Origin of the sequence: Sphingomonas cellulosilytica, from assembly GCF_052321755.1 — a bacterium.
In the GTDB taxonomy this organism is placed as follows: Bacteria; Pseudomonadota; Alphaproteobacteria; order Sphingomonadales; family Sphingomonadaceae; genus Sphingomonas.
Window position 1 is genome coordinate 199,216 of the sequence record NZ_JBQRTT010000001.1, and the last position, 21,122, is coordinate 220,337.

Annotated in this window: 23 protein-coding genes and 1 pseudogene; 15 read left to right on the plus strand and 9 right to left on the minus strand. The window is 69.2% G+C overall.

Annotation, left to right across the window (positions count from 1 at the left end; all coding sequences use genetic code 11):
- Window positions 1-47 precede the first annotated feature (47 nt).
- A complete protein-coding gene (locus ACTZQ5_RS00935; RefSeq protein WP_443583274.1) occupies window positions 48-584 on the plus strand; it encodes a hypothetical protein in 537 nt (178 codons plus the stop codon).
- 350 nt (window positions 585-934) lie between these two features.
- On the opposite strand, the gene ACTZQ5_RS00940 is transcribed toward ACTZQ5_RS00935, so the two are convergent.
- Window positions 935-2,794, minus strand: a complete 1,860-nt coding sequence (locus ACTZQ5_RS00940) for a recombinase family protein (protein WP_443583275.1) — start codon at window positions 2,792-2,794, stop codon at window positions 935-937.
- A 59-nt stretch (window positions 2,795-2,853) separates the two neighbouring features.
- Between ACTZQ5_RS00940 and ACTZQ5_RS00945 the strand changes: the two are divergent.
- Window positions 2,854-3,072, plus strand: a pseudogene (locus tag ACTZQ5_RS00945) (vgr related protein); the annotation flags it as partial.
- Here the strand turns inward: ACTZQ5_RS00945 and ACTZQ5_RS00950 are convergent.
- Window positions 3,069-4,295: a threonine synthase gene (locus tag ACTZQ5_RS00950; RefSeq protein ID WP_443583276.1), complete on the minus strand. Its 1,227-nt coding sequence runs from the start codon at window positions 4,293-4,295 to the stop codon at window positions 3,069-3,071. The pseudogene ACTZQ5_RS00945 and the gene ACTZQ5_RS00950 sit on opposite strands and share 4 nt — an antisense overlap.
- 72 nt (window positions 4,296-4,367) lie before the next feature.
- Here ACTZQ5_RS00950 and ACTZQ5_RS00955 point away from each other — a divergent pair, with 72 nt between their 5' ends.
- A complete protein-coding gene (locus ACTZQ5_RS00955) occupies window positions 4,368-4,625 on the plus strand; it encodes a BrnT family toxin (protein WP_443583277.1) in 258 nt (85 codons plus the stop codon).
- Window positions 4,618-4,890 (plus strand): BrnA antitoxin family protein, encoded by a 273-nt coding sequence (locus ACTZQ5_RS00960; protein ID WP_443583278.1) that lies wholly within the window; start codon window positions 4,618-4,620, stop codon window positions 4,888-4,890. Before ACTZQ5_RS00955 ends, ACTZQ5_RS00960 begins: the two co-directional genes overlap by 8 nt.
- Before the next feature lie 41 nt (window positions 4,891-4,931).
- On the opposite strand, the gene grpE is transcribed toward ACTZQ5_RS00960, so the two are convergent.
- Genes grpE through ACTZQ5_RS00975 form a run of 3 tightly spaced genes read right to left on the minus strand, consistent with a single transcriptional unit; the run spans window position 4,932 to window position 7,057 of the window.
- On the minus strand, window positions 4,932-5,474 hold the full coding sequence (grpE, locus tag ACTZQ5_RS00965) for a nucleotide exchange factor GrpE (protein ID WP_443583279.1): 543 nt from the start codon (window positions 5,472-5,474) through the stop codon (window positions 4,932-4,934).
- 15 nt (window positions 5,475-5,489) lie between these two features.
- A complete protein-coding gene (gene hrcA / locus ACTZQ5_RS00970; protein WP_443583280.1) occupies window positions 5,490-6,530 on the minus strand; it encodes a heat-inducible transcriptional repressor HrcA in 1,041 nt (346 codons plus the stop codon).
- 8 nt (window positions 6,531-6,538) lie between these two features.
- Window positions 6,539-7,057, minus strand: coding sequence for a DUF6438 domain-containing protein (locus ACTZQ5_RS00975; RefSeq protein WP_443583281.1), 519 nt, complete (start codon window positions 7,055-7,057; stop codon window positions 6,539-6,541).
- Window positions 7,058-7,139: 82 nt separating this feature from the next.
- Between ACTZQ5_RS00975 and rph the strand changes: the two genes are divergently transcribed.
- Genes rph through ACTZQ5_RS00990 form a run of 3 tightly spaced genes read left to right on the plus strand, consistent with a single transcriptional unit; the run spans window position 7,140 to window position 9,117 of the window.
- Complete coding sequence (gene rph / locus ACTZQ5_RS00980; protein ID WP_443583282.1) at window positions 7,140-7,853, plus strand: ribonuclease PH; 714 nt, start codon at window positions 7,140-7,142, stop codon at window positions 7,851-7,853.
- Window positions 7,850-8,485 (plus strand): RdgB/HAM1 family non-canonical purine NTP pyrophosphatase, encoded by a 636-nt coding sequence (gene rdgB, locus ACTZQ5_RS00985; RefSeq protein WP_443583283.1) that lies wholly within the window; start codon window positions 7,850-7,852, stop codon window positions 8,483-8,485. Before rph ends, rdgB begins: the two co-directional genes overlap by 4 nt.
- Window positions 8,486-8,517: 32 nt before the next feature.
- Window positions 8,518-9,117, plus strand: coding sequence for a GNAT family N-acetyltransferase (locus tag ACTZQ5_RS00990; protein ID WP_443583284.1), 600 nt, complete (start codon window positions 8,518-8,520; stop codon window positions 9,115-9,117).
- A gap of 4 nt (window positions 9,118-9,121) precedes the next feature.
- Here ACTZQ5_RS00990 and ACTZQ5_RS00995 read toward each other — a convergent pair whose 3' ends face one another.
- A complete protein-coding gene (locus ACTZQ5_RS00995) occupies window positions 9,122-9,679 on the minus strand; it encodes a CAP domain-containing protein (RefSeq protein ID WP_443583285.1) in 558 nt (185 codons plus the stop codon).
- Window positions 9,680-9,700: 21 nt separating this feature from the next.
- Between ACTZQ5_RS00995 and hemW the strand changes: the two genes are divergently transcribed.
- Window positions 9,701-10,879: a radical SAM family heme chaperone HemW gene (gene hemW, locus ACTZQ5_RS01000; RefSeq protein ID WP_443583286.1), complete on the plus strand. Its 1,179-nt coding sequence runs from the start codon at window positions 9,701-9,703 to the stop codon at window positions 10,877-10,879.
- Window positions 10,880-10,894: 15 nt separating this feature from the next.
- Here the strand turns inward: hemW and ACTZQ5_RS01005 are convergent, their stop codons facing one another.
- The gene (locus ACTZQ5_RS01005) at window positions 10,895-12,106 is read right to left on the minus strand and encodes a penicillin-binding protein activator (RefSeq protein WP_443583287.1); all 1,212 of its coding nucleotides are present in this window, start codon (window positions 12,104-12,106) and stop codon (window positions 10,895-10,897) included.
- Between ACTZQ5_RS01005 and rsmI the strand changes: the two genes are divergently transcribed.
- Window positions 12,105-12,962, plus strand: coding sequence for a 16S rRNA (cytidine(1402)-2'-O)-methyltransferase (gene rsmI / locus ACTZQ5_RS01010; RefSeq protein WP_443583288.1), 858 nt, complete (start codon window positions 12,105-12,107; stop codon window positions 12,960-12,962). The two genes, ACTZQ5_RS01005 and rsmI, sit on opposite strands and share 2 nt — an antisense overlap.
- Before the next feature lie 21 nt (window positions 12,963-12,983).
- Here the strand turns inward: rsmI and ACTZQ5_RS01015 are convergent, their stop codons facing one another.
- The gene (locus ACTZQ5_RS01015; protein WP_443583289.1) at window positions 12,984-13,250 is read right to left on the minus strand and encodes a hypothetical protein; all 267 of its coding nucleotides are present in this window, start codon (window positions 13,248-13,250) and stop codon (window positions 12,984-12,986) included.
- Window positions 13,251-13,335: 85 nt separating this feature from the next.
- On the opposite strand from ACTZQ5_RS01015, the gene ACTZQ5_RS01020 reads away from it, so the two are divergent.
- The 3 genes from ACTZQ5_RS01020 to ACTZQ5_RS01030 are packed head-to-tail and all read left to right on the plus strand — an operon-like array spanning window position 13,336 to window position 15,379.
- Window positions 13,336-13,716, plus strand: a complete 381-nt coding sequence (locus ACTZQ5_RS01020) for a YraN family protein (RefSeq protein ID WP_443583290.1) — start codon at window positions 13,336-13,338, stop codon at window positions 13,714-13,716.
- A gap of 55 nt (window positions 13,717-13,771) precedes the next feature.
- Window positions 13,772-14,752, plus strand: coding sequence for a glutathione synthase (gene gshB / locus ACTZQ5_RS01025; protein ID WP_443583291.1), 981 nt, complete (start codon window positions 13,772-13,774; stop codon window positions 14,750-14,752).
- Between the two features lie 24 nt (window positions 14,753-14,776).
- A complete protein-coding gene (locus ACTZQ5_RS01030) occupies window positions 14,777-15,379 on the plus strand; it encodes a DedA family protein (protein WP_443583292.1) in 603 nt (200 codons plus the stop codon).
- 1 nt (window position 15,380) lies between these two features.
- Here the strand turns inward: ACTZQ5_RS01030 and ACTZQ5_RS01035 are convergent, their stop codons facing one another.
- A complete protein-coding gene (locus ACTZQ5_RS01035; protein ID WP_443583293.1) occupies window positions 15,381-16,277 on the minus strand; it encodes a tyrosine recombinase XerC in 897 nt (298 codons plus the stop codon).
- 76 nt (window positions 16,278-16,353) lie between these two features.
- On the opposite strand from ACTZQ5_RS01035, the gene ACTZQ5_RS01040 reads away from it, so the two are divergent.
- From ACTZQ5_RS01040 to ACTZQ5_RS01050, 3 genes are read left to right on the plus strand one after another with little or no spacing between them, the layout of a single operon-like run.
- The gene (locus ACTZQ5_RS01040; protein ID WP_443583294.1) at window positions 16,354-17,811 is read left to right on the plus strand and encodes a diguanylate cyclase domain-containing protein; all 1,458 of its coding nucleotides are present in this window, start codon (window positions 16,354-16,356) and stop codon (window positions 17,809-17,811) included.
- A 41-nt stretch (window positions 17,812-17,852) separates the two neighbouring features.
- Window positions 17,853-20,024: a primosomal protein N' gene (locus tag ACTZQ5_RS01045; RefSeq protein ID WP_443583295.1), complete on the plus strand. Its 2,172-nt coding sequence runs from the start codon at window positions 17,853-17,855 to the stop codon at window positions 20,022-20,024.
- Window positions 20,025-20,055: 31 nt separating this feature from the next.
- Entirely contained in the window at window positions 20,056-21,048 is a 993-nt protein-coding gene (locus tag ACTZQ5_RS01050) for a glycosylasparaginase (protein WP_443583296.1), read from the plus strand.
- Window positions 21,049-21,122 lie beyond the last annotated feature (74 nt).

The following is a 21,122-nucleotide window of genomic DNA, read 5'->3' on the forward strand; positions in this document are numbered from 1 at the left end:
CGAGAGATCGGTCGATCGCGTTGACGGTAGCGCCTATGGTCAACGCTATGGCGAGCATCGACATTCACTCCACGCATTCCACGCTCCGCGAGCGGATCGTCGAGCATGTCTTCGTAGGCGAAGCCCTTCGCGCGCTTTGGCGGCGCGGCATCACCGATGTCGAAGTTCTGCGGTCGGAGTTTGATGCTCACGGCTACGACTTGGTCATGGGTCGCGGGCAGATCGTCAGACATATCCAGTTCAAGACCGGCGTGCGGAACAAGCCGTCGCCCGTATCAGTCGGCAGCGCGCTTGCGGAAAAGCCGAGCGGTTGCGTGATCTGGATCTCCGTGACGCTCGGACTGCATATGGGACCGTTCTGGTGGTTTGGCGGCGAGCCAGGTGACCCACTTCCTGATCTTTCCGATTTTGCCAGTCCCAAGCGCATCGGCAGAAACAAGGAAGGTGAGCGGCCCCTACGGGCAAACCATCGGAAGGTGCCTTCTCGATACTTCCGACGCATCGACACTATCGACGCCATGCTGGAAACGCTGTTCGGGCCGCTACCGACTGGGCCGGCGCCAGTCGTTGTCGAAAACGGCTAAGGCAGGATCAACGCGGACAACAGGTTGCCGCGTCCCACTATGCGCCCAAGCCGATCGCGGGTTTGATCCTCGCGAGAGCTATACCACCCGACAAGGCGTCCCAGCCGATCGCGACCTTCGATCCTGTCCCCGCGATTATCCAGCCAGCCCAGCGGGCGGCCAAGCCGATCTCGTAATTCCTGTCGCATATGGTGCCTCCCTATGTTGAGGCTTTCCGATCGAACGCCAGGCTGGCGAAAGGTCAAGCTCCCCGACGGCGGGGCCAATGCGCCCCGCTGAGGGGCGAACGGCGCTATGGGGCACATGGGCGCCCCGCCGCGCAAATGGTCCTGCGTGACCCCTCGCAGGGGCTATGCGGGGCGACGGGAGCGCCCACGCTTCAATGCGGTGTCGAGCCGGGCGGCGGCGTCCCGCTTTTCAGTCGCGGCGGCATCGGCTTCCTCTTCCGAGGCCGATAGGCACACAGGTCGGTTCAGCAGCGCATCTCGCAACGCATTTGCGTTCGTGCTGACTGTCGTGCCGTCCCGCAGGGTGTAGGATGCGCCGCCCGCCGCCAATTCGGGAAGAAAATTGAAAGTCCCGATCGTGTTGCCTTGATTGTCGAACTTGATGCCGGCGGCATTGCCCGCCATCAGCAAGGTCAGGGTCCGGGTCGGAACGCCACCGATCATTTCGACAGGATCGCACCACACGACATCCACCACATTGCGGATCGCCTCCCGCACTTTCAACCGAGCGTCGCGCATCGCCTCGGGATCACTCGGGTCGTTGATCGCTTCGCGGACTTCCAGAACGCGCTGAAGGTGGACGTTCGGCGGCAGATGGCCGCGTGCGGCCTGAAGCTCCTCCGCGACCTTAGCGCATTCTGCTTCCAATACGCGCTGCTCCTGCTTCACGGCACGAAGCACATCGTCAAACTCGTCGCGGTCTTCGTCATCGAACTGCGCCATTTTCCGCACGAGCCGCTTCGCCTCGGCCTTCTTGTTCTCGATAGCCCGTTCGATCTCCGCCAGCCGGATCGCCAACGGGCCGGACAGATCATCGCGTTGGAAGAAGCGACCATCGAGCGCGAGGTGGAGCATCGCATCGAGCGCCGCTTTCTCGAAAAAGCGGTGGTTGAAAAACTCGCGCCGATCACAGCCGGTATGCCGGGCGGCGCTGTCGCATTGCAGGTAGCGATAGCGGGCATCGACTTCGGCACGCCCACGCATCGTCATCAGTCCACCGCAATGCCGGCACCGCGCGAGGGTCGAGAACAGGTTGCGGGCATAAGCTGCATAGCGGCCAGACCGGGTCTGCCAGCGTTTAGACGCGCTGGCTCTGGCTCGTGCGACGAGGTCGGCGTCAACGGCGCGCGGGAAAACATTCTCGATCCGCTCGCCGGTTTTCTTGCGTTTGCCGCTCTCCGTCAAACCGGCGGGATGATATTCGCCGTCGATAGCCGGATGCTTCAGCAGGATACCGACATAGCTCCAGCCCCAGCCTTTGTTGGTCGTGGTGTTACGCGCCTTACCCCAGCTCGGCACGCCTTGTTCATTCAGGCGCTTCGCGATGCCCCAATAGCCAATGCCGTCCGCCGCCCATTCGTAAATTTGCTTCAGCACCGCCACGCGCTCGGGGACCAATTCGTATCGGCGGTAATCCTGATCCTTGTCGATCCGCTCGCCCACCACCCGCAGCCATGCCGGCGGCTTGGCCGACAGGACTTTGCCCTGCCGGGTAAGCTGCTGCTTGCGACGCCAGGCATCGGCAACCAGTTCGCTCTTCTTTTCGCTTTCAGCGTGGCTGACTGTGGCGTGCATCACGATCTCCATGATGCCCATCAGCGCCGATGGTCCTTTCAGATAAGCATCATCGAACAGCCGGTCGCCGTCGACGGTCGCGATCCTGATGCCCTTGTCGCATAGGTCTTCCATCCATCGCTGCGTGACACGCGGCTCGAGACGGCTCAGCCTGTCGAGCTTGTGAATGACGAGTGTAGTGCCGGGCGCGACATCGCCGGCATCGACGCGCTTGCGCCATTTGCCGAGATTGCCGATGCTGAGGTGATGGCCTTTCCACGCCGATCGTCCAAGGTCTTCCACCACCTCGACCACGTTCCACCCCTTGCGGCGGCAAAATGCCTCGCACTCTTCAAGCTGCCGCTCTTTCGAGAAGCCCTTTTCCTGCCTCTTGGTCGAGAAGCGAATATAGATAACGGCGTCGGGCAAGCCTATCCTCCGGCGGTGACGCCTTTGTTTCGGCTTTCTGTGTTACTTTTGGCTAAACGGTGCATATCTGGCAGCATCAGCGCGGCATATGCCTGCCGCTCGCCCGCCACCCCTTCTGCCGCTACACCTATGCGTTGAAGCCGGGCCAGTCGCTCAACCGCTACGGCATCGAGCAGCAGGGCGAGATCGTGCGCCACGCCTTCCTGCTCCGCCACGGCGCGCGGGTGCCGGGCGCGCCGCCGGTGGCGCAATATGAGACGCTGCTGCCGTTCGGCTAGAGCGCGGCGAAATCGATCGGGGCGTGGCGGTCGAGCGTCTGCGGGGCGGGCGGCATCGGGTATTTGAGGCCGGTGGCGCAGTTGAACAGCACGACGCGCTCGTCCTCGTCGACCTCGCCGGTGCGCAGCGCCTCGCGATAGGCGGCGAGCGTCGCACCGCCTTCCGGGCAGAGCAGCAGGCCGTCCTTGCGCGCGGCATCGTCCACCGCCTGCAGGATGGCGGGATCGCCGACGCCCAGCGCCTTGCCGCCGCTCTCGCGCACCGCGCGCAGGATTAGGAAGTCGCCCACGGCCCTCGGCACGCGGATGCCGGCGGCGACGGTGTGCGCGTCTTCCCAGCGCTCGGCATGCTCCACCCCCGCCTCGAACGCGCGCACGATCGGCGCGCAGCCCGACGCCTGCACCGCATACATGCGCGGCCGCTTCGCACCGATCCAGCCGAGCCGCTCCAGCTCGTCGAACGCCTTCCACATGCCGATCAAGCCGGTGCCGCCGCCGGTCGGGTAGAAGATCGCTTGCGGCAGTTCCCAGCCGAGCTGCGCGGCGAGTTCGAGGCCCATCGTCTTCTTGCCCTCGATCCGATAGGGCTCCTTCAGCGTCGAGAAGTCGAACCAGCGCCCCTCGGCGGCCCCCTTGCCCACGATCGCGCCGCAATCGTCGATCAGGCCGTTGACCCGCCACACCCGCGCGCCCTGCATCGCGATCTCGCGGACGTTCACCTCCGGCGTATCCTCGGGGCAGAACACGATCGTCTCGATGCCGACGCGGGTCGCATAGGCGGCAAGCGCGGCGCCGGCATTGCCGTTGGTCGGCATGGCGATGGTGCGCACGCCCAGCTCCTTGGCCATCGCCACCGCCATCACCAGCCCGCGCGCCTTGAAGCTGCCGGTCGGCAGGCGTCCTTCGTCCTTGACCAGCACCCGGTCGCTGCCGGCGCTTTTGGGGATGGGGATCAGCGGCGTCTCGATCTCGCCCAAGCTGACGACATTGTTCGTGTCCCGCACCGGCAGCAGTTCGCGCCAGCGCCACAGGTCGGTCGGCCGCGTCTCGAGCAGGCGCTTGGGCAGGTTGGCGGCGACCGCATCGAGATCGTAGCGCACCAGCAGCGGCCGTCCGGCACGCGACAGCCCATGCAGCCGGTCCGCCTCGTAACGCTCGCCGGTCAGCGAGCATTCGAGGTGCGTGACGAAGGTCGGGCGATCGGTGGTGAGATTGGGGTTCATGGCCGCATGTGTAGCGTTTACAGCTAGATGCCGTCTACTTGAATGGATGGCTGATCGTAGTTACAATCAGCCATGCGGATCGTGTTCGACCCGGTGAAGGATGCGGCCAATCTCGCCAAGCACGGGCTGTCGCTGAGCGATTTTCGTGGCTTCGACGAAGAGCCGATGACGGTCGTCGATGACCGTGTCGATTACGGAGAACAGCGGTTCCAGGCGCGTGGCCGCATAGACGGAAAAGGCTTTTGTCTCGTCTACACCGAAACCGCCGACGGCATCCGCCTCATCAGTTTGCGCCGCGCCCATGCGAAGGAGATGCGTCGACATGAATAAGCCGTTCACGCCATCGATCGACGTCAATGACGCCGAATATGACGAAAATCCCGAATGGACCGAAGAGGATTTTGCCCGCGCGAAGCCGGCGAATGAGGTGCACCCTCCTCATGTCGTGCGTGCGCTCGTTCGCGGGCCTCAGCACGCGCCCACCAAGAAGCAGGTGACGCTGCGCCTCGATCCGGAGGTCCTCGACAAGTTCCGGGCGACCGGTCGCGGCTGGCAGGCTCGGATGAACGACGTGCTGAAGGCGGCCAAGGTCTAGCCGCGGCGAGCGAGGGGAGCCGAGCGGCTCCCCTTGCAGCATCAATCCGGCTTTTTCGCCACGCCGACCAGCGCAGGGCGGAGCAGGCGGTCCTTGATCATGTAGCCTGCCTGCATTTCCTGCACGATGGTGCCGGGCTCGGCATCGCTCGGCACTTCCATCATCGCCTGGTGCTTGTTGGGGTCGAGCGCCTGGCCCATCGCCTCGATGCGGGTGATGCCGTTGCGGGCGAAGACGCTGTCGAGCTCGCGGCCGGTCGCCTCGAGGCCGGTGACGAGGCCCTTGAGCTTCTCGTCGCCGCGCAGATCCGCCGGGATCGCCGACAGGCCGCGCGACAGGTTGTCGGCGACCGACAGGATGTCGCGCGCGAACGAGGTGGTGGAGTAGTTGCGTGCGTCGGCCACTTCCTTTTCGGCACGGCGGCGGACGTTCTGGATCTCTGCCTGCGCGTAGAGCGTCTGCTGCTTCGCGTCGGCCAACTGGTTTTCCAGCTCGGCGACGCGATCGTGCTCGGCCACCTCGGGCGCAGCCTCCGCCGTCTCGTGACGCAGGTCGTCCGCGCCGGTCTTCGTCTCTTCGGTCATTCGATTCCCTGTGTTTCAGCCCATCAGTCGGGCGAGCGTTGCCGCCGTGAAATCCACCATGGGCACGACGCGCGCATAGTTCAACCGCGTCGGGCCGATCACGCCGACGACGCCGACCACCCTGCCGCCCGGCCCGCGGAACGGCCGCGCGATCACCGACGAGCCGGACAGCGCGAACAATTTATTCTCGGCGCCGATGAAGATGCGGGTCGCGTCCCCGGCCCGCGCGCTGTCGAGCAGCTCGGCGATCTCCTGCTTGCCTTCGAGGTCGTCGAGCAGGTCGCGCACCCGGTCGAGGTCGGCGGCCGCCGCCGCATCGATCAGCCGCCCCTGCCCGCGCACGATCAGCACCGGGCGGCGCGTGCCGTCCTCGCTCCACACGGCGAGCCCCGCCTCGACCAGCGCGCGGGCGACGCCGTCGATCGCCGCCTCGCCCTCCGCCAGTTGCCGGCCGATCCGCGCCCGCGCCTCGGCAAGGGTCAGGCCGGAGAGGGTCGCGGTCATGTAATTGCCCGCCTCCACCAGGGCGGACGGCGTCATGCCGGCGGGCAGGTCGATCACCCGGTTCTCGACCGAACCATCTTCGCTCACCAGCACCGCCAGCGCCTGCACCGCCGACAGCGGCACGAAACCGATCGAGCGCAGCGCCAGTTCGCGCTTGGGCACCATCACGAGTCCCGCGCAGGCGGACAGGCCGGACAGCGCCGCGGTGGTCGCCGCCAGCGCCTCCTCGACCGGGCCGTGGCGGCCGGCGCGCGCCTCGATCGCGGCGCGTTCCTCGGGCGAGGGCTCCAGCGCCTGCATCATGCCGTCGACGAACAGGCGCAGGCCGCGCTCGGTCGGCACCCGCCCGGCGCTGGTGTGCGGGCTGGCGAGCAGGCCCAGTTCCTCCAGCTCCTGCATCACGCCGCGGATCGAGGCGGGCGACAGCCGCAGGCCGGCGGCGGCGGCGATCGTCTTCGATCCCACCGGCATGCCGCTTTCGACATAGCCATCGACCACGGCGCGAAAGATATCGCGCGCGCGGTCGGTCAGTTCGGTGACGGGCGGTCCCATGATGCCGATTATCTAGGGCGTTGGGGATCGCCGATAAAGGCCGCGATCGGCAGCGCGTCCGGTGCGGATCGCAGCGCATCGCGCATCGCTTGCGGGCCGCAGCCGTAATAGAGGTTGAGGTGCTGGCTGGCGCCGCTCGCCTCGCTCCAGACGACATCGACGCTGGGCATGTCCGACACCATCGGGCCGCCGCACAGCGCCGTGCCCATCTGGTAGAGCTTCTCGCCCTCGGCAGGCCGGTACGGCGCCAGCCTGGCAGCGAAGCTGTGATAGGCGGCAGGCGTCGCCTGGAACCGCTTGATCCCGGTCACCGCCGTGAACCTCTTGCCCTCGAACGTCCCGCTGCCGTCCGGCGCGATCGTGACGGCATAGACCGGGCAGGTGCCGAAGCAGGGCGCGGTTTCGTAGCGGATCGTTTCGCTTTCCAGCGCCACCGGGCGGCCGTTGCGCGATGCATCCACCACCACGCAGCCGGACAGCGTGCCGGCCAATGCCACGGCCGCCAACCCCACGATTACGCTCTTCATGTGCCCGTCCCCTTTGCTGAACACTGGCGCGCGCCAGCGGTGCCGTCTAGGGCTTGGGCTATCGAACCTTGAGGAGAGTTGAATGCGCCCCAGCGGCCGCGCCCCCGACCAGATGCGCACCATCACGATCGAACCGAACTTCACGCGCCATGCCGAAGGATCGGTGCTGGTCGGCTTCGGCGATACCAAGGTGCTGGTGACCGCCAGCCTGGAAGAGCGCGTGCCGCCGTTCCTGCGCGGCAAGGGCGAGGGCTGGGTGACCGCCGAATACGGCATGCTCCCCCGCGCGACGCACACGCGCGGCAGCCGCGAAGCCGCCAAGGGCAAGCAATCGGGCCGCACGCAGGAAATCCAGCGCCTGATCGGCCGCTCGCTGCGCTCGGTGGTCGACATGAAGCTGCTCGGCGAGCGCCAGATCACGCTCGACTGCGACGTCATCCAGGCGGACGGCGGCACCCGTACCGCTGCCATCTCCGGCGCCTGGGTCGCACTGCGGCTGGCGGTGAACACGCTGCTGGCGAACGGCAAGCTGACCGTCGACCCGATCCGGCAGAAGGTCGCCGCCGTCAGCTGCGGCATCTACCAGGGTACGCCGGTCCTCGACCTCGATTACCTCGAGGATTCGGGCGCGGATGCCGACGGCAACTTCGTCCTGCTCGAAAACGGCAACATCGCCGAGGCGCAGGCCACCGCCGAGCACGCGACCTATGACGAGGAAGCGCTGCTGCGCCTGCTGCGCCTCGCCCGCATCGGCTGCGGCGACATCTTCGCCGCACAGGATCGCGCGGTCCGATGAGCGGCCAGGACGAACGCGGAGAAGGCCGCCAGGCGATCCGCAAGCTCGCCCCCGGCCGGATCGTCATCGCCAGCCACAACGCCGGCAAGGTGCGCGAGATCGCCGAACTGCTCGGGCCGTACGGCATCGAACCCGTCTCGGCGGGCGAGCTCGACCTGCCCGAGCCCGAGGAGACCGGCACCACCTTCGTCGCCAATGCCGAGTTGAAGGCGTTGCAAGCGGCGGACCTGTCCGGCCTGCCCGCGCTCGCCGACGACAGCGGGCTGTGCGTCGATGCGCTGGGCGGCGACCCCGGCATCTTCTCGGCGCGCTGGGCGGGCGAAGCCAAGGACTTCGACCTCGCCATGCGGCTGGTCGAGGATCGGCTGGGCGAGGAACCCGGCAGTCCGCGCGATGCGCATTTCGTCTGCGCGCTGGCGCTGGCCTGGCCCGACGGCCATGTCGAATGGTTCGAGGGGCGGGTCGACGGCACGCTCGTCTGGCCGCCGCGCGGCGCCAACGGTTTCGGCTATGACGCGATGTTCCTGCCCATCGACGGCACGGAGACGTTCGGCGAGATGGAGCCCGCCGCCAAGCATGCGGTGAGCCATCGCGCCGACGCCTTTCGCCAGCTGGTGGACGCCGTCCTCTGATCGAACCGGCCGCGCGGATCGACGCCGGCCTGGTGCGCGGCTGGCTGGCCGCGCGCTCGCTGTCGCGCGGCCTGCCGATGCCGGTCGCCGACAGCGGCGGCTGGCGGGTGGATACCGGCAGCGAGGCGGAACGCCGCCGCTACGTCTTCGCCGACGCCGGGCCGGGACTGACGCGCCTGCTCGCTACGATCACCGAACCGCGCGTGTTCGTGAAGCTGTGCGCCGATGCCGCCACCTACGGCGCGCTGCTGCCCGCCGGCTGGGCGATCACCGATGCCAATGGCATGATGGTGACCGATGCGGTCGTCGGCGCCCAGCCGCTGCCCGCCGGCTATCGGCTGACGGTGGATAGCGCGGGCGACGTCACCCATGCCGTCATCACCGCGCCCGACGGCGGGCAGGCGGCGAGCGGCTATGCCGCCGCGCTCGACGGTATCTTCGTCTACGACCGGATCGTCACCGACGAAGCGCACCGCCGCCGCGGCCTGGGGCGGGCGCTGATGGCGACGCTCGGCGCACGACGCCCGGCGCATGCCCGCCAGGTGCTGACCGCGACGGCCATGGGCGAGGCGCTGTACGCGACGCTCGGCTGGCGCCGCTACACGGCCTATACCACCGCGACGCTGGCCTGAGCGATCAATAGACCTTGACGCCGAACAGGTTGCCGGGCGGCGCATAGCGGCAGACCAGATAATCGTCGGTGGCGCTGCTCGCCAGCGCGCAGCCGACCTCCGTCGTGCGGCGCGAGACGATCTGGCCATAATGGCTGACGTCCTGCCAGCGGCCGGTGCGGCTGAACTGCGGCACCGGCAGGTTGACGAAATCGGGCCGTTCCCCCAGCCAATGGGCGACCATCTCGTCATAGCGATAGGCGCCGCGGGTGCCCGTCCACAGATTTTCACCCTCGCGATCGAGGCCCATCGACTGCGGCGCATGTTCGAAGCGGCCGGTGCGCGCCATCGTCTCGGCATAGCTGCGCGCCGACGCGGCGAGGCGATCGCTCCACGCCAGCGGCGCCAGCCCGCGGTCGGCGCGCTCGCGGTTCTGCGCCGAGAGCATCGCGGTGCGCAGCAGCACCGATCCGCGCGGCGCCGGTTCCGCGCTCGTCCGCGCCTCCACGACCCGCTCCGGACCCTGCGTGCAGGCGGCGAACGACAGCAGGAGGGCAAGCCAGCGGTGGCGTTTCGGGATCATCGCCGCCATATCGGCCACATCATGATCCCCGACAAGTCGCCGCTCGCCCTGTACGTCCATTGGCCGTTCTGCGTCTCCAAATGCCCATACTGCGACTTCAACAGCCACGTGCGCGACCATGTCGACCAGCAGCAATGGCGCGACGCGCTGCTCGCCGACCTGGCGCACGAAGCGAGAGCGCTGCCGGGTCGCACGCTGGGATCGATCTTCTTCGGCGGCGGCACGCCGTCGCTGATGCCGCCCGCCACCGTCGCGGCGATCCTGGAGGCGGCGCAGCGCCACTGGACGCCGGCGCCGGACATCGAGATCACGCTGGAGGCGAACCCGTCGTCCGTCGAGGCGGCGCGGTTCGCCGATCTGGCCGCGGCGGGGGTCAACCGTGTGTCGCTAGGCCTGCAGGCGCTGGACGATGCCAGCCTGCGCTTCCTCGATCGCGCGCATGACGTGCATGAGGGGCTCGGCGCGCTGGCGGTGGCGCAGCGCCATTTCGCTCGGGTCAGCTTCGACCTGATCTACGCACTGCCTGCGCAGAGCCTTGCCGCGTGGGAGGCGGAGCTGGCGCGGGCGCTGGCGCTCGGCACCGAGCATCTGTCGCTTTACCAGCTGACCATCGAGCCCGGCACCCGCTTTGCCACCGAAGCGGCCAGGGGGCGCCTGACCATCCCCGACGAGGATGCCGCCGCCGACCTGTTCGAGGCGACGCGGGCGATGACCGCGGCGGCGGGGCTGCCGGCCTATGAAACCTCCAACCACGCCCGGCGCGGCGCGGAGAGCCGGCATAACCTCACCTATTGGCGCTATGGCGATTATGCCGGCGTCGGGCCGGGGGCGCATGGCCGCCGCGACGGGCTGGCCACGCAGCGCCACCGGAAGCCCGAGAACTGGCTCGCCGCGGTGGCGCGCAACGGCCACGGGTTGCAGGTGGAGGAGCCGCTCGCCGCGCATGACCGGGGATCCGAGGCGCTGGTGATGGGGCTGCGGCTGGCGGAGGGCGTCGACCTTGCCCATGTCGCGGCGGTGGCCGGCGGCAGCGCGCCGATCGACTGGGCGGCGGTGGCGCGGCTGGAGGCGCAGGGGCTGGTCGCGCACGCGGGCGAGCGGCTGCGCGTCACCGAAGCGGGCGCGCTGCTGCTCGATGCGATCCTGCCGATGGTGGTGCGCGATGCCCCCGCCCCTGCCGTCACGCCGCAGGTGGCGTGACGGAGGAAGGCTTCTTTACCCGCCGAAGCCGGTCGGGGCCGGCGACACGGTGACGATCGTGCCGTTCTGGATCTCCTGCACCTCCAGCGCGCGTTCGGCGACGCCGTCGCGGCCGAAGCGGAAGGCGCCGTCGATGCCGGCGAAACCGTCCGCATCGCGCAGCCGGTTTTCGGGGAAGCGCCGCCCCACCGGCCAGTCGCGCGCGATCCGCACCGTCAGCAGCACCGCGTCATAGCCCAGGCTGGACAACCGGTAGGGCGCGGCATTGTAGCGCGACCGGTATTTGGCGGCATATTGGCGGTAGAGCGTGTTGCCGACGCTGGCGAACCAGGCGCCGTTGAGCGCCGGCTTGGCCGCGAGGTTGCTTTCGGAATTCCACAATTCGGTGCCGAGAATGTGCGTCGAGGCGCCGCTGCCGCGCTTGATGAGCGGTGCCGCGACCGCGGCCGGGGTGCCGGCATCCGCGACCAGCACCGCGCCATAGGGCGCCTTGGCGTTGAGCCGCGTCACCGCGCCGGTGATGCCGCCCGCGGTGCGACCATAGGTCTGCAGCGAAACCACCGAACCGCCCGTGCCCTCCACCGAGCGCAGGAAGGCGGTGGAGGCGCGTTCGCCGTACAGGCCGTTGGGGATGAGCCCGGCGAAGCTGGTGACGCCGCGGCTGCTGGCGTAGCGCACGACGCGGTCGATCGACTGCGCCGGCGCATAACCCATCAGATAGACGCCATTGCCGGCGACCGAGGCGTCGTTGGAAAAGGCCAGCACCGGCACGCCCGCCGCCCGCGCGATCGGCGCGACCGTACGCACGTCCTCCGACAGGAGCGGCCCGAGGATCAGCTGCGCGCCCTCCGCGATGGCGCGCTGCGCGGCGGCGGCGGCACCGGTGGCGGTATCGTAATTGGTGATCCGCACCTTGTCGGTGCCGGTGTCGAGCACCGCCAGCATCGTCGCATTGGCGATCGAGCGGCCGACCCCAGCATTGCTGCCCGACAGGGGTACCAGCAGGGCGACGCGGTTGCGCTGGGTATCGCGCGGCAGGCCGGTCTCGACCGGTTCGGGCCGTTCGGCCTGCGGACGCTGCGGGCGCGCCGGCGCCTCGACCGGGCCGCGCGGCACGACGGTGGAACAGGCGGCGAGCATCGCCGCGGCGGCCAGCGCGGCCCAGCGCCGCACGCCGGCCCACGACCGCCCCGTCCACGGCTGTCCAAATGTTGCTGCCTCTGCCATGACGTCCCCCGTGGCCATTACCGAACCTCTCGCACCCGGACTCTATATCGTCGCGACGCCGATCGGCAATCTTGCTGACCTATCGCCGCGCGCCGCCGACATCCTCGGCCGCGCCGACGTGATAGCGGTGGAGGACAGCCGCGTCACCGCCGGACTGCTGCGGCATATCGGCGTCAAGCGCCCGATGCTGCCCTATCACGACCATAACGCCGAGGGGGTGCGGCCGGGGTTGATCGCCCGTATGGCGGGCGAGGCCGTCGCGCTCGTCTCCGACGCGGGCACGCCGCTGATCTCCGACCCCGGCTACAAGCTGGTCCGCGACGCGCGCGCCGCCGGCCATGCGGTGGTGACGATCCCCGGCCCGTGCGCCGCGGTCGCCGCGCTGACGCTGGCGGGGCTGCCGACCGACCGCTTCCTCTTCTGCGGCTTCCTGCCGAGCAAGGCGCATGCGCGCAGCGCCGCCATCGCCGAAATCGCCGCGATCCGGGCGACGCTGGTCCTGTACGAATCCGGTCCGCGCCTCGCCGCCTGCCTGGCGGCGCTCGCCGAAGGCCTCGGCGACCGCGAGGCGGCGGTGACGCGCGAGATCACCAAGCGGTTCGAGGAGGCGGTCACCGGCACATTGTCCGCCCTCGCCGCCCGCTACGCCGACGCTGCCCCCAAGGGCGAGATCGCCATCGTCGTCGCCCCCCCCGGCGAGGCGCCGCCGCCGGCGATCGAGGATGCCGACGCCGCCCTTGCCGAGGCGCTCACCCGCCTGCCGGTCGCCAAGGCGGCGGGCGAGGTGGCGAAGGCGTTCGGGCTCGACCGCAAGACGCTGTATGCGCGGGCGCTGGCTATGAAGGGCGAGGGGTGATCGTCCTACGTTAGAATTAGCTTAGCTATAACTGGTGAAGTTGACGCCGACGAACATCGCCACCACCAACGAAATGCCTGTCAACGTCAGCGCTATGAAGCAACGCCGATCCCAACCGACATTGGCCACGATGCCGCAGAGCGCAGGCAGTCCCAGTAGCCATATCGAATTGAATAACGATCGAAAATTAACAGCGTCAGTTATCAGTTCGCACATCGTGGTCGTTGAGGCAATCAAACAAGCCTGAAACAGGTAACGATGCTCTTTAAGCGCGCGCATTACTGCCATACAGCTGGTTATACCCATAACGATAGGTCGCAACAGGGTTCCTATAGCACTTGCTTCAACAAACCCAGCAACGCACACTCGACCCATGCCCCGCCCGCCCCGCCGCCCGACCAGTCACGCCCGCCAGACTGCCGATGCCGCCGGGCGTCGGGGCGAGCGGCTGGCGGGGTGGTGGTTGCGGTTGAAGGGGTGGAGCATCCTCGATCGGCGGGTGCGCACGCCGGCGGGAGAGGTCGATCTCGTCGCGCGGCGCGGCAGCCTGATCGCCTTCGTCGAGGTGAAGACGCGGGCGCGGGCGGGGGATCTCGACTTCGCGATCGACGAGCGGCGGCTTGCCCGCGTCGCGGCGGCGGCGGAGATGCTGATGCCGCGCTATGCCGGGCCGGGCGACGATATCCGGATCGACGTGATCCTGCTCGCCCCCGGCACCCGGCCACGGCACATCGAGAATGCGTGGATAGGGTGACTTTGCGGCGGTCACGCCCTACGTCCCGCCGCACCTTGCCAATCGGAGCGCGCCCATGTCCCTCACCGTCGCCGTCCAGATGGACCCGCTCGAGAGCATCGCCATCGCCGGCGATTCCACCTTTGCGCTGATGCTGAGCGCGCAGGCACGCGGGCACCGGCTGTTCCACTATCTTGCCGAAGACCTCAACTATCGCGACGGCCGCGTCTGGGCGCAGGCCCGCCCCGTGACCGTGCAGCGGGTCGCGGGCGATCACTTCCGCACCGAAGCGCCGGTCAGCCTCGATCTGGGCACGGAGGCGGACGTGGTGCTGATGCGGCAGGATCCGCCGTTCGACCTCGGCTATATCACCGCGACGCACCTGCTCGAACGGATCGCCGAACAGACCCTGGTGGTGAACAACCCGCGCAGCGTGCGCAACGCGCCCGAAAAGGTGTTCGTGCTCGACTATGCGCAGTTCATGCCGCCGACGCTGGTGACGCGCAGCCTGGACGAGGCGCGCGCCTTTTTGGCGGAGCATGGCGAGATCGTGGTGAAGCCGCTGCACGGCAACGGCGGCAAGGCGATCTTCCGCGTCGGCAGCGACGGCGCCAACCTGTCGGCGCTGATCGAGGTGTTCAACCAGACCTGGCGCGAACCGCACATGATCCAGGCATTCCTGCCTGCCGTGGCGGAGGGCGACAAGCGCATCGTGCTGGTCGACGGGGAGGTCGCGGGCGCGATCAACCGCCTGCCCGGCGCGGGCGAGATCCGGTCCAACCTGGCGGTCGGCGGATCGGCGGTGAAGACCGAACTGACGGCGCGGGAACGCGAGATCTGCGCCGCGCTGGGGCCGGAGCTGAAGCGCCGCGGGCTGCTGTTCGTCGGTATCGACGTGATCGGCGGCGAGTGGCTGACCGAGATCAACGTCACCTCCCCCACCGGCATCGTCGCGATCGAGCGGTTCGACGGCACCGATGTCGCCGGCCTCATCTGGGACGCGATCGAGCGGCGGGTCGGGGAGCGGCAATCCGAAGACGCGGCGGAACGGGACTGAGGCCCCCGCCGTTACCAATCCCGCATGACCGACTTCATCCTCAACGGGATCGCCTGGGGCGGCTATGTCGGCATCTTCCTGCTGATGGCGCTGGAGAATATCGTTCCGCCGATCCCGTCGGAGGTCATCATGGGCCTGGGCGGGATGGCGGTGGCGCGCGGCGACATGGCGATGGTGCCGCTGGTGCTGTGGGGCACCGCGGGCACCACCGCGGGCAATTACTTCTGGTATTGGGTCGGCCGGCACCTCGGCTACCAGCGGTTCCGCCCCTTCGTCGAGCGGCACGGGCGCTGGCTGACGATGGAGTGGGAGGATGTCGAGAGGCTGCACCGCTTCTTCGTCCATCACGGCGGCTGGGTGGTGTTCGTGTTCCGCTTCATGCCGACCTTTCGCACGATCATCTCGCTGCCCGCCGGCATCACCTGCATGCCCCTGTGGCGATTCCTCGTCTGGACGTTCGCGGGCAGCCTGATCTGGAACACGATCCTCGCCGCCGCCGGCCTGTATCTGGGTTCGCGCTTCGGCGAACTCGACCGTTATGTCGGACCGCTGGCGGTGGCGATCACGGTGCTGATCGTGCTCGGCTATCTGTGGCGGGTCGTCACCTGGAAGCCGCGCGCCCGCTGATTCACGCCCGCGGGTGCGCGTTGCGATAGACGTCGAGCAGATGCGCGGCGTCCACCGCGGTATAGACCTGCGTCGAACTGAGGCTGGCGTGGCCGAGCAGCTCCTGCAAGGCGCGCAGGTCGGCACCGCGGCCGAGCAGATGCGTCGCGAAACTGTGGCGCAGCGCATGCGGAGTGGTGCGTTCGCCGAGGCCCAGTCGCCCGCGCGCGCCCTGCACCGCGCGGCGGATCATGCCCGGCGCGAGCGGCCCACCCTTCGCGCCGCGAAACAGCGGCGCCGCCGGATCGAGCGTCCAGGGTACGGCGCGCGCATAGGCCTCGATCGCGGCGCGCACCTGCGGCAGCAGCGGCACGATGCGCGTCTTGTCGCGCTTGCCCGTCACCACCAGCGTTTCGCCGAGCGGCAGGATGCGGGCGGGGAGCGCGATCGCCTCGCCGATGCGCAGGCCCGCACCGTAGAGCAGCAGCAGCACCGCCCAGTCGCGTGCGCCGATCCACGGCTCCGCTGCCTCGTCCGCCACCTCCTGCGCCAGCGCCACCGCCTCGGCCGGGGCGATCGGTCGCGGCACGCCGGTCTTCACCCGCGGACCGCGCAGTCGCGGGCGATCCGCATCCGGCGCGGCGAAGGCGAGGAAACCGCGCACCGCGGACAATTCCCGCGCCGCCGAGACGTTGGTCAGCCCCTCCGCCCGGCGAACCGCCAGGAATGCCCTGAGGTCGGCCGCGGTGACGCGCGCCAGCGCCGCGGCATCGGCCGGGCCGCCCCAATGGCCCTGCAGGAAAGCGGTCAACCGCTCCGCCGTCGCCTGATAGGCGCGCACGGTGTGCGGCGAGCGCCGCCGGTCGCGTGCCAGATGCGCGGCCCATTGCATCGATAGCGGGGGGGGGGCGTCGCTCATTCCATCGCATCTGTGCACCTGCCCGTCGGTACGGAAAAGCCAATTTTAACGTCTTTTCCGGCATGAGGGCGCCGCCATGAGTGATCCTGCGTCCCCTGCCGGCCTGCCCTATGACGAGACGAGCCGGCTTGCCGCGCTGCATGCGCTGGCCCTGCTCGACAGCGAACCGGAACGCGAATTCGACGCGGTCGTCGCGCTCGCCGCGGACCTGCTCGGCTGTCCGACGGCGATGCTGACGCTGATCGACCGCGACCGGCTGTGGATCAAGGCGAGCACCACGTCCGGCGCGCGCGAACTCGATCGCGACATCGCCTTTTGCGACCGGACGATCCGCCAGCAGACGCCGCTGATCGTCGACGACCTAAGCGACGATCCGCGCTTCCGCGACAATCCGCTGGTGACGGACACCGGGCTGCGCTTCTACGCCGGCACCGCCATCCATGTCGCCGATGGCGCAGGCGTGCGCCAGCCGATCGGCACCCTGTGCGTGCTCGATTCGCGCCCGCGCTCGCTCAACGCCGCCGGGGATGCCGCATTGAAGCACCTCGCCAGCCTCGCCGAGGCGCTGATCGCCGCGCGGCGCACGGCGCTGGAGGCGATCCGCATCGCCACCGCGGGCGAGGAACTGGTCGGGCAGCTCGCCCGCAAGGATCGCATCTTCCGCCAGGCGGAACGGATCGCGATGATCGGATCGTGGCGCGTGTCGCTCGATGGGCCGACGCTGGAATGGTCGGACAACGTGTTCCGCATCCACGGCCTGCCGGTCGGCGAGGTGCCGCCGCTGGAGCGCGCGCTCGATTACTACCCGCCGCATGCGCGCGACATGGTGTCGGAAACGATCGCCCGCACGATCAGGACCGGCGCCCCGTTCGAATTCGAGACCGACCTCGTCACCGCCGATGGCCGCCACCGCCGCGTGCGCGCCGCCGCCGAGGCGGAGATGGTCGACGGCCGCGTCCAAGCGCTGGTCGGCGTGTTCCAGGACATCACCGAACGCCATGGGCTGGAGACGCAGCTGCGTCGCTCGGCGGATACCGATGCGTTGACCGGCATCGCCAACCGCGCCGCCTTCGACCGCGAACTGGACATGGCGATGCGCCGCGCCCGCAGCGAGGGCACGCCGCTGATGCTGGTGCTGATCGACCTCGACGGGTTCAAGGGGATCAACGATTCGCTCGGCCACGATGCCGGCGACGAGGTGCTGCGCCTGACCGGCGCGGCACTGACCCAGCCCTGGCTGCGCGAGTGCTTCGCCGCCCGGATCGGCGGCGACGAATTCGCGATCATCGTCACCGATCCCGCCACGATCGCCCGTGGCGAACAGTTGCGCTGCGATATCGAGGCGGTGCTGCGCGTGCCGGTGGAGGCGGGCGGCATCACCATGACCAGCGCCGGCTCGGTCGGCATGGCGCTGTTCGACGCGAGCTACCGGTCGCTGCGCGATTTCGCGCGGGCCGCCGATTCGGTGCTCTATGCCGCCAAGCGCGCCCGCGTCGGCATCCGACGGCCCGAGGCGTCGCGCAAAGCGGCATAACGCTTCACGCCGAGTCGCCGAGCCCCCATATGGGGCGTGTCATGTCTTCGCGCGCCCGCGTCCTCGTCCTCAATTCCGCGCTCGGCCCGCTCGACTATCGCGTGCCGGCGGGCATGCACGTCGAGCCCGGATCGATCGTCATCGCGCCCTTGGGGCCGCGCCAGCTGCTCGGCGTCGTCTGGGAGCCCGAGCGCCTGCCGTCGGATGCCGAGGTCGGCGACAACCGGCTGCGCCCGCTGCTCGGCACGGTGGACGTGCCGCCGCTCGCCGCCCCCTTGCGCCGGCTGGTGGAATGGACCGCCGATTACTACCTGGCGCCGCCCGCCGCGGTCGTGCGGATGGCGCTCGCCTCCACATCGGCGCTGGAGGGAGCGCGCACCGCGACCGAATATCGCGCCACCGGCACCGTGCCGCCCCGGCTCACCCCGCAGCGCGAACAGGCGCTGGAGCGGATCGGCGACCGGCAGGGGCTGATCCGCGAACTCGCCGGCATCGCCGACGTCTCCGACGCGGTCATCCGCGGCCTCGTCAAGAGCGGCGCGATCGAGGCGGTGGAGGTGGATATCGACAGCCCCTATCCCCATCCCGATCCCGCCTTCGGCGCGCCGACGCTGGCCGGCGAACAGCAGGCCGCCGCCGACACTTTGGTCGCGCACGTCGCCGCCCGCGCCTTCCACCCGACGCTGCTCGACGGAGTCACCGGATCGGGCAAGACCGAGGTCTATTTCGAGGCGGTGGCGGAGGCGATCCGCGAGGGGCGACAGTGCCTGGTGCTGCTGCCCGAAATCGCGCTGACCGAACCGTTCCTGAAGCGGTTCCACGATCGCTTCGGCTGCGAACCCGTCGCATGGCATTCGGGCCTGCGCTCGACGCAGCGCCGCCGGGCGTGGCGGGCGATCGCGAGCGGCGAGGCGCTGGTGACGGTCGGCGCGCGCTCGGCCTTGTTCCTGCCCTATCGCAACCTCGGCCTGATCGTCGTCGACGAGGCGCACGAGACGAGCTTCAAGCAGGAAGAGGGCGTCCACTACCACGCCCGCGACGTCGCCGTCATGCGCGGCAAGTTCGAGGGCTGCCCGGTGATCCTCGCCAGCGCCACCCCGGCGATCGAGACGCGCCAGCAGGTGGCGCTGGGCCGCTACGAGGAATTGAAGCTGCCCGGCCGCTACGGACCGGCCGAGATGCCGACGATCGAGGCGATCGACCTGATCCAGGCGCCGCCCGAGCGCGGGCGCTGGATCGCACCCGCGCTGGTCGCCGCGCTGGAGGAAGCGCTGGCGAGGGGCGAACAGTCGCTGCTGTTCCTCAACCGTCGCGGTTATGCGCCGCTGACGCTGTGCCGCACCTGCGGGCATCGCTTCCAATGCCCCAATTGCACGGCCTGGATGGTCGAGCACCGGCTGACCCGGCGGCTCGCCTGCCACCATTGCGGCCATGTCATGCCGACGCCGCGCGCCTGCCCGGAGTGCAAGGAAGAGGACAGCCTGGTCGCCTGCGGCCCCGGTGTCGAGCGGATCGCCGACGAGGTGACGGCGCTGTTTCCGAACGCCCGGGTCGCCATCGTCACCTCCGACACGATCTGGTCGCCGGCCAAGGCGGCGGAGTTCGTCGGGCGGATGGAGGCGGGCGACATCGACATCGTCGTCGGTACGCAATTGGTCACCAAGGGCTATCACTTTCCCAACCTCACCCTGGTCGGCGTGGTCGATGCCGATCTGGGGCTGGAGGGCGGCGACCTGCGGGCGGCGGAGCGCACCTTCCAGCAGATCCGCCAGGTGTCGGGACGGGCGGGGCGCGGGAGCAAGCCGGGCCACGTCTTCATCCAGACGCACAGCCCCAAGGCGCAGGTGATGCAGGCGCTGGTGACCGGCGATGCCGACGCCTTCTACGAAGCGGAGACGGAGGCACGGCGCGATGCCGGCGCGCCGCCGTTCGGCCGCTATGCCGCGATCGTCGTGTCGTCGGAGGAGCAGGCCTGCGCCCATGAGGTCGCGCGGCTGGTCGCCCGCACCGCGCCGCAGGTGGAGGGCATGGCGGTCTATGGCCCCGCCCCTGCCCCGCTCGCGATGCTGCGCGGGCGCCATCGCTATCGGCTGCTCGTCCATGCCCGCCGGGCGCTGGACGTGCAGGACGTGATTCGCGACTGGCTGGGCGATCTCGACTGGCCGGCAAAAGCGCGCGTGACGGTGGACGTGGATCCCTATAACTTCCTGTAGCAGACCAATTCAGGTCCAGGAGGGTTCGGACATGACGACGCGGCGCGGCTTTCTGGGGGGCATGGCGGCGGCCGGCGGGGTGGCGACGGTAGCCGGCGCGGCGGCGCCCGTACGCGATCCGGCGATGATCGTCTCGACCTGGGATTTCGGCGCCGCCGCCAACGCCGCCGCGTTCGCGAAGCTGAAGGCGGGCGGCAGCCTGATCGATGCGGTCGAGGCGGGCGGCATGGTGCCGGAGGCGGACCCGACCAACCATTCGGTCGGCTATGGCGGCTATCCCGACCGCGACGGGCATGTGACGCTGGACGCGGTCATCATGGACGATCGCGGCGGCGTCGGCGCGGTGGCGGCGCTGGAGGATACGGTGCACGCGATCTCGGTCGCGAGGGCCGTCATGGAAAAGACGCCGCACACCTTCATCGTCGGCGAAGGCGCGACGCGGTTCGCGCGCGATCAGGGCTTTCCCAAGGTCGATCTGCTGACCCCGGAGGCGGAGAAGGCGTGGCGCGACTGGCTGAAGACGGCGCAGTACAAGCCAGAAGCCAATATCGAGAACCGCCGCATGCCGAGGGGCGGCGCGCTCGACCACGATACGATCGGCCTGCTGGCGCGTGATGCCTCCGGGCGGATGGCGGGAGCGTGCACCACGTCGGGCATGGCATTCAAGATGCGCGGCCGGGTCGGCGATTCGCCGCAGGTCGGCAGCGGGCTGTATGTCGAGGCGGGGGTCGGCGGCGCGACCTCGACCGGGCTCGGCGAGGAGGTGACGCGGATCGCCGGCACGGCGCGCGTCGTCGCCTCGATGCGGGCCGGCCTGTCGCCGCAGGCGGCGTGCGAGGAGGTGGTGCGGCATATCGCCCGGCTGCGCGGGGACGCGATCAAGGGCGTGCAGGTCGGCTTCCTGGCGCTGTCGCCGCAGGGCGAGGTCGGCGCCTTCTGCCTGCTGCCGGGGTTCACCTATGCGGTGACCGATATGGCGGGGCGGACGGTGGTGAAGAAGGGGGCGTCGCTGTTCGCGGCGTGAGTGGGTTATCTGGCCCCGTTCGTGCTGAGCGTGTCGAAGCACAGGTGAGACGCATGCCCTTCGACAGGCTCAGG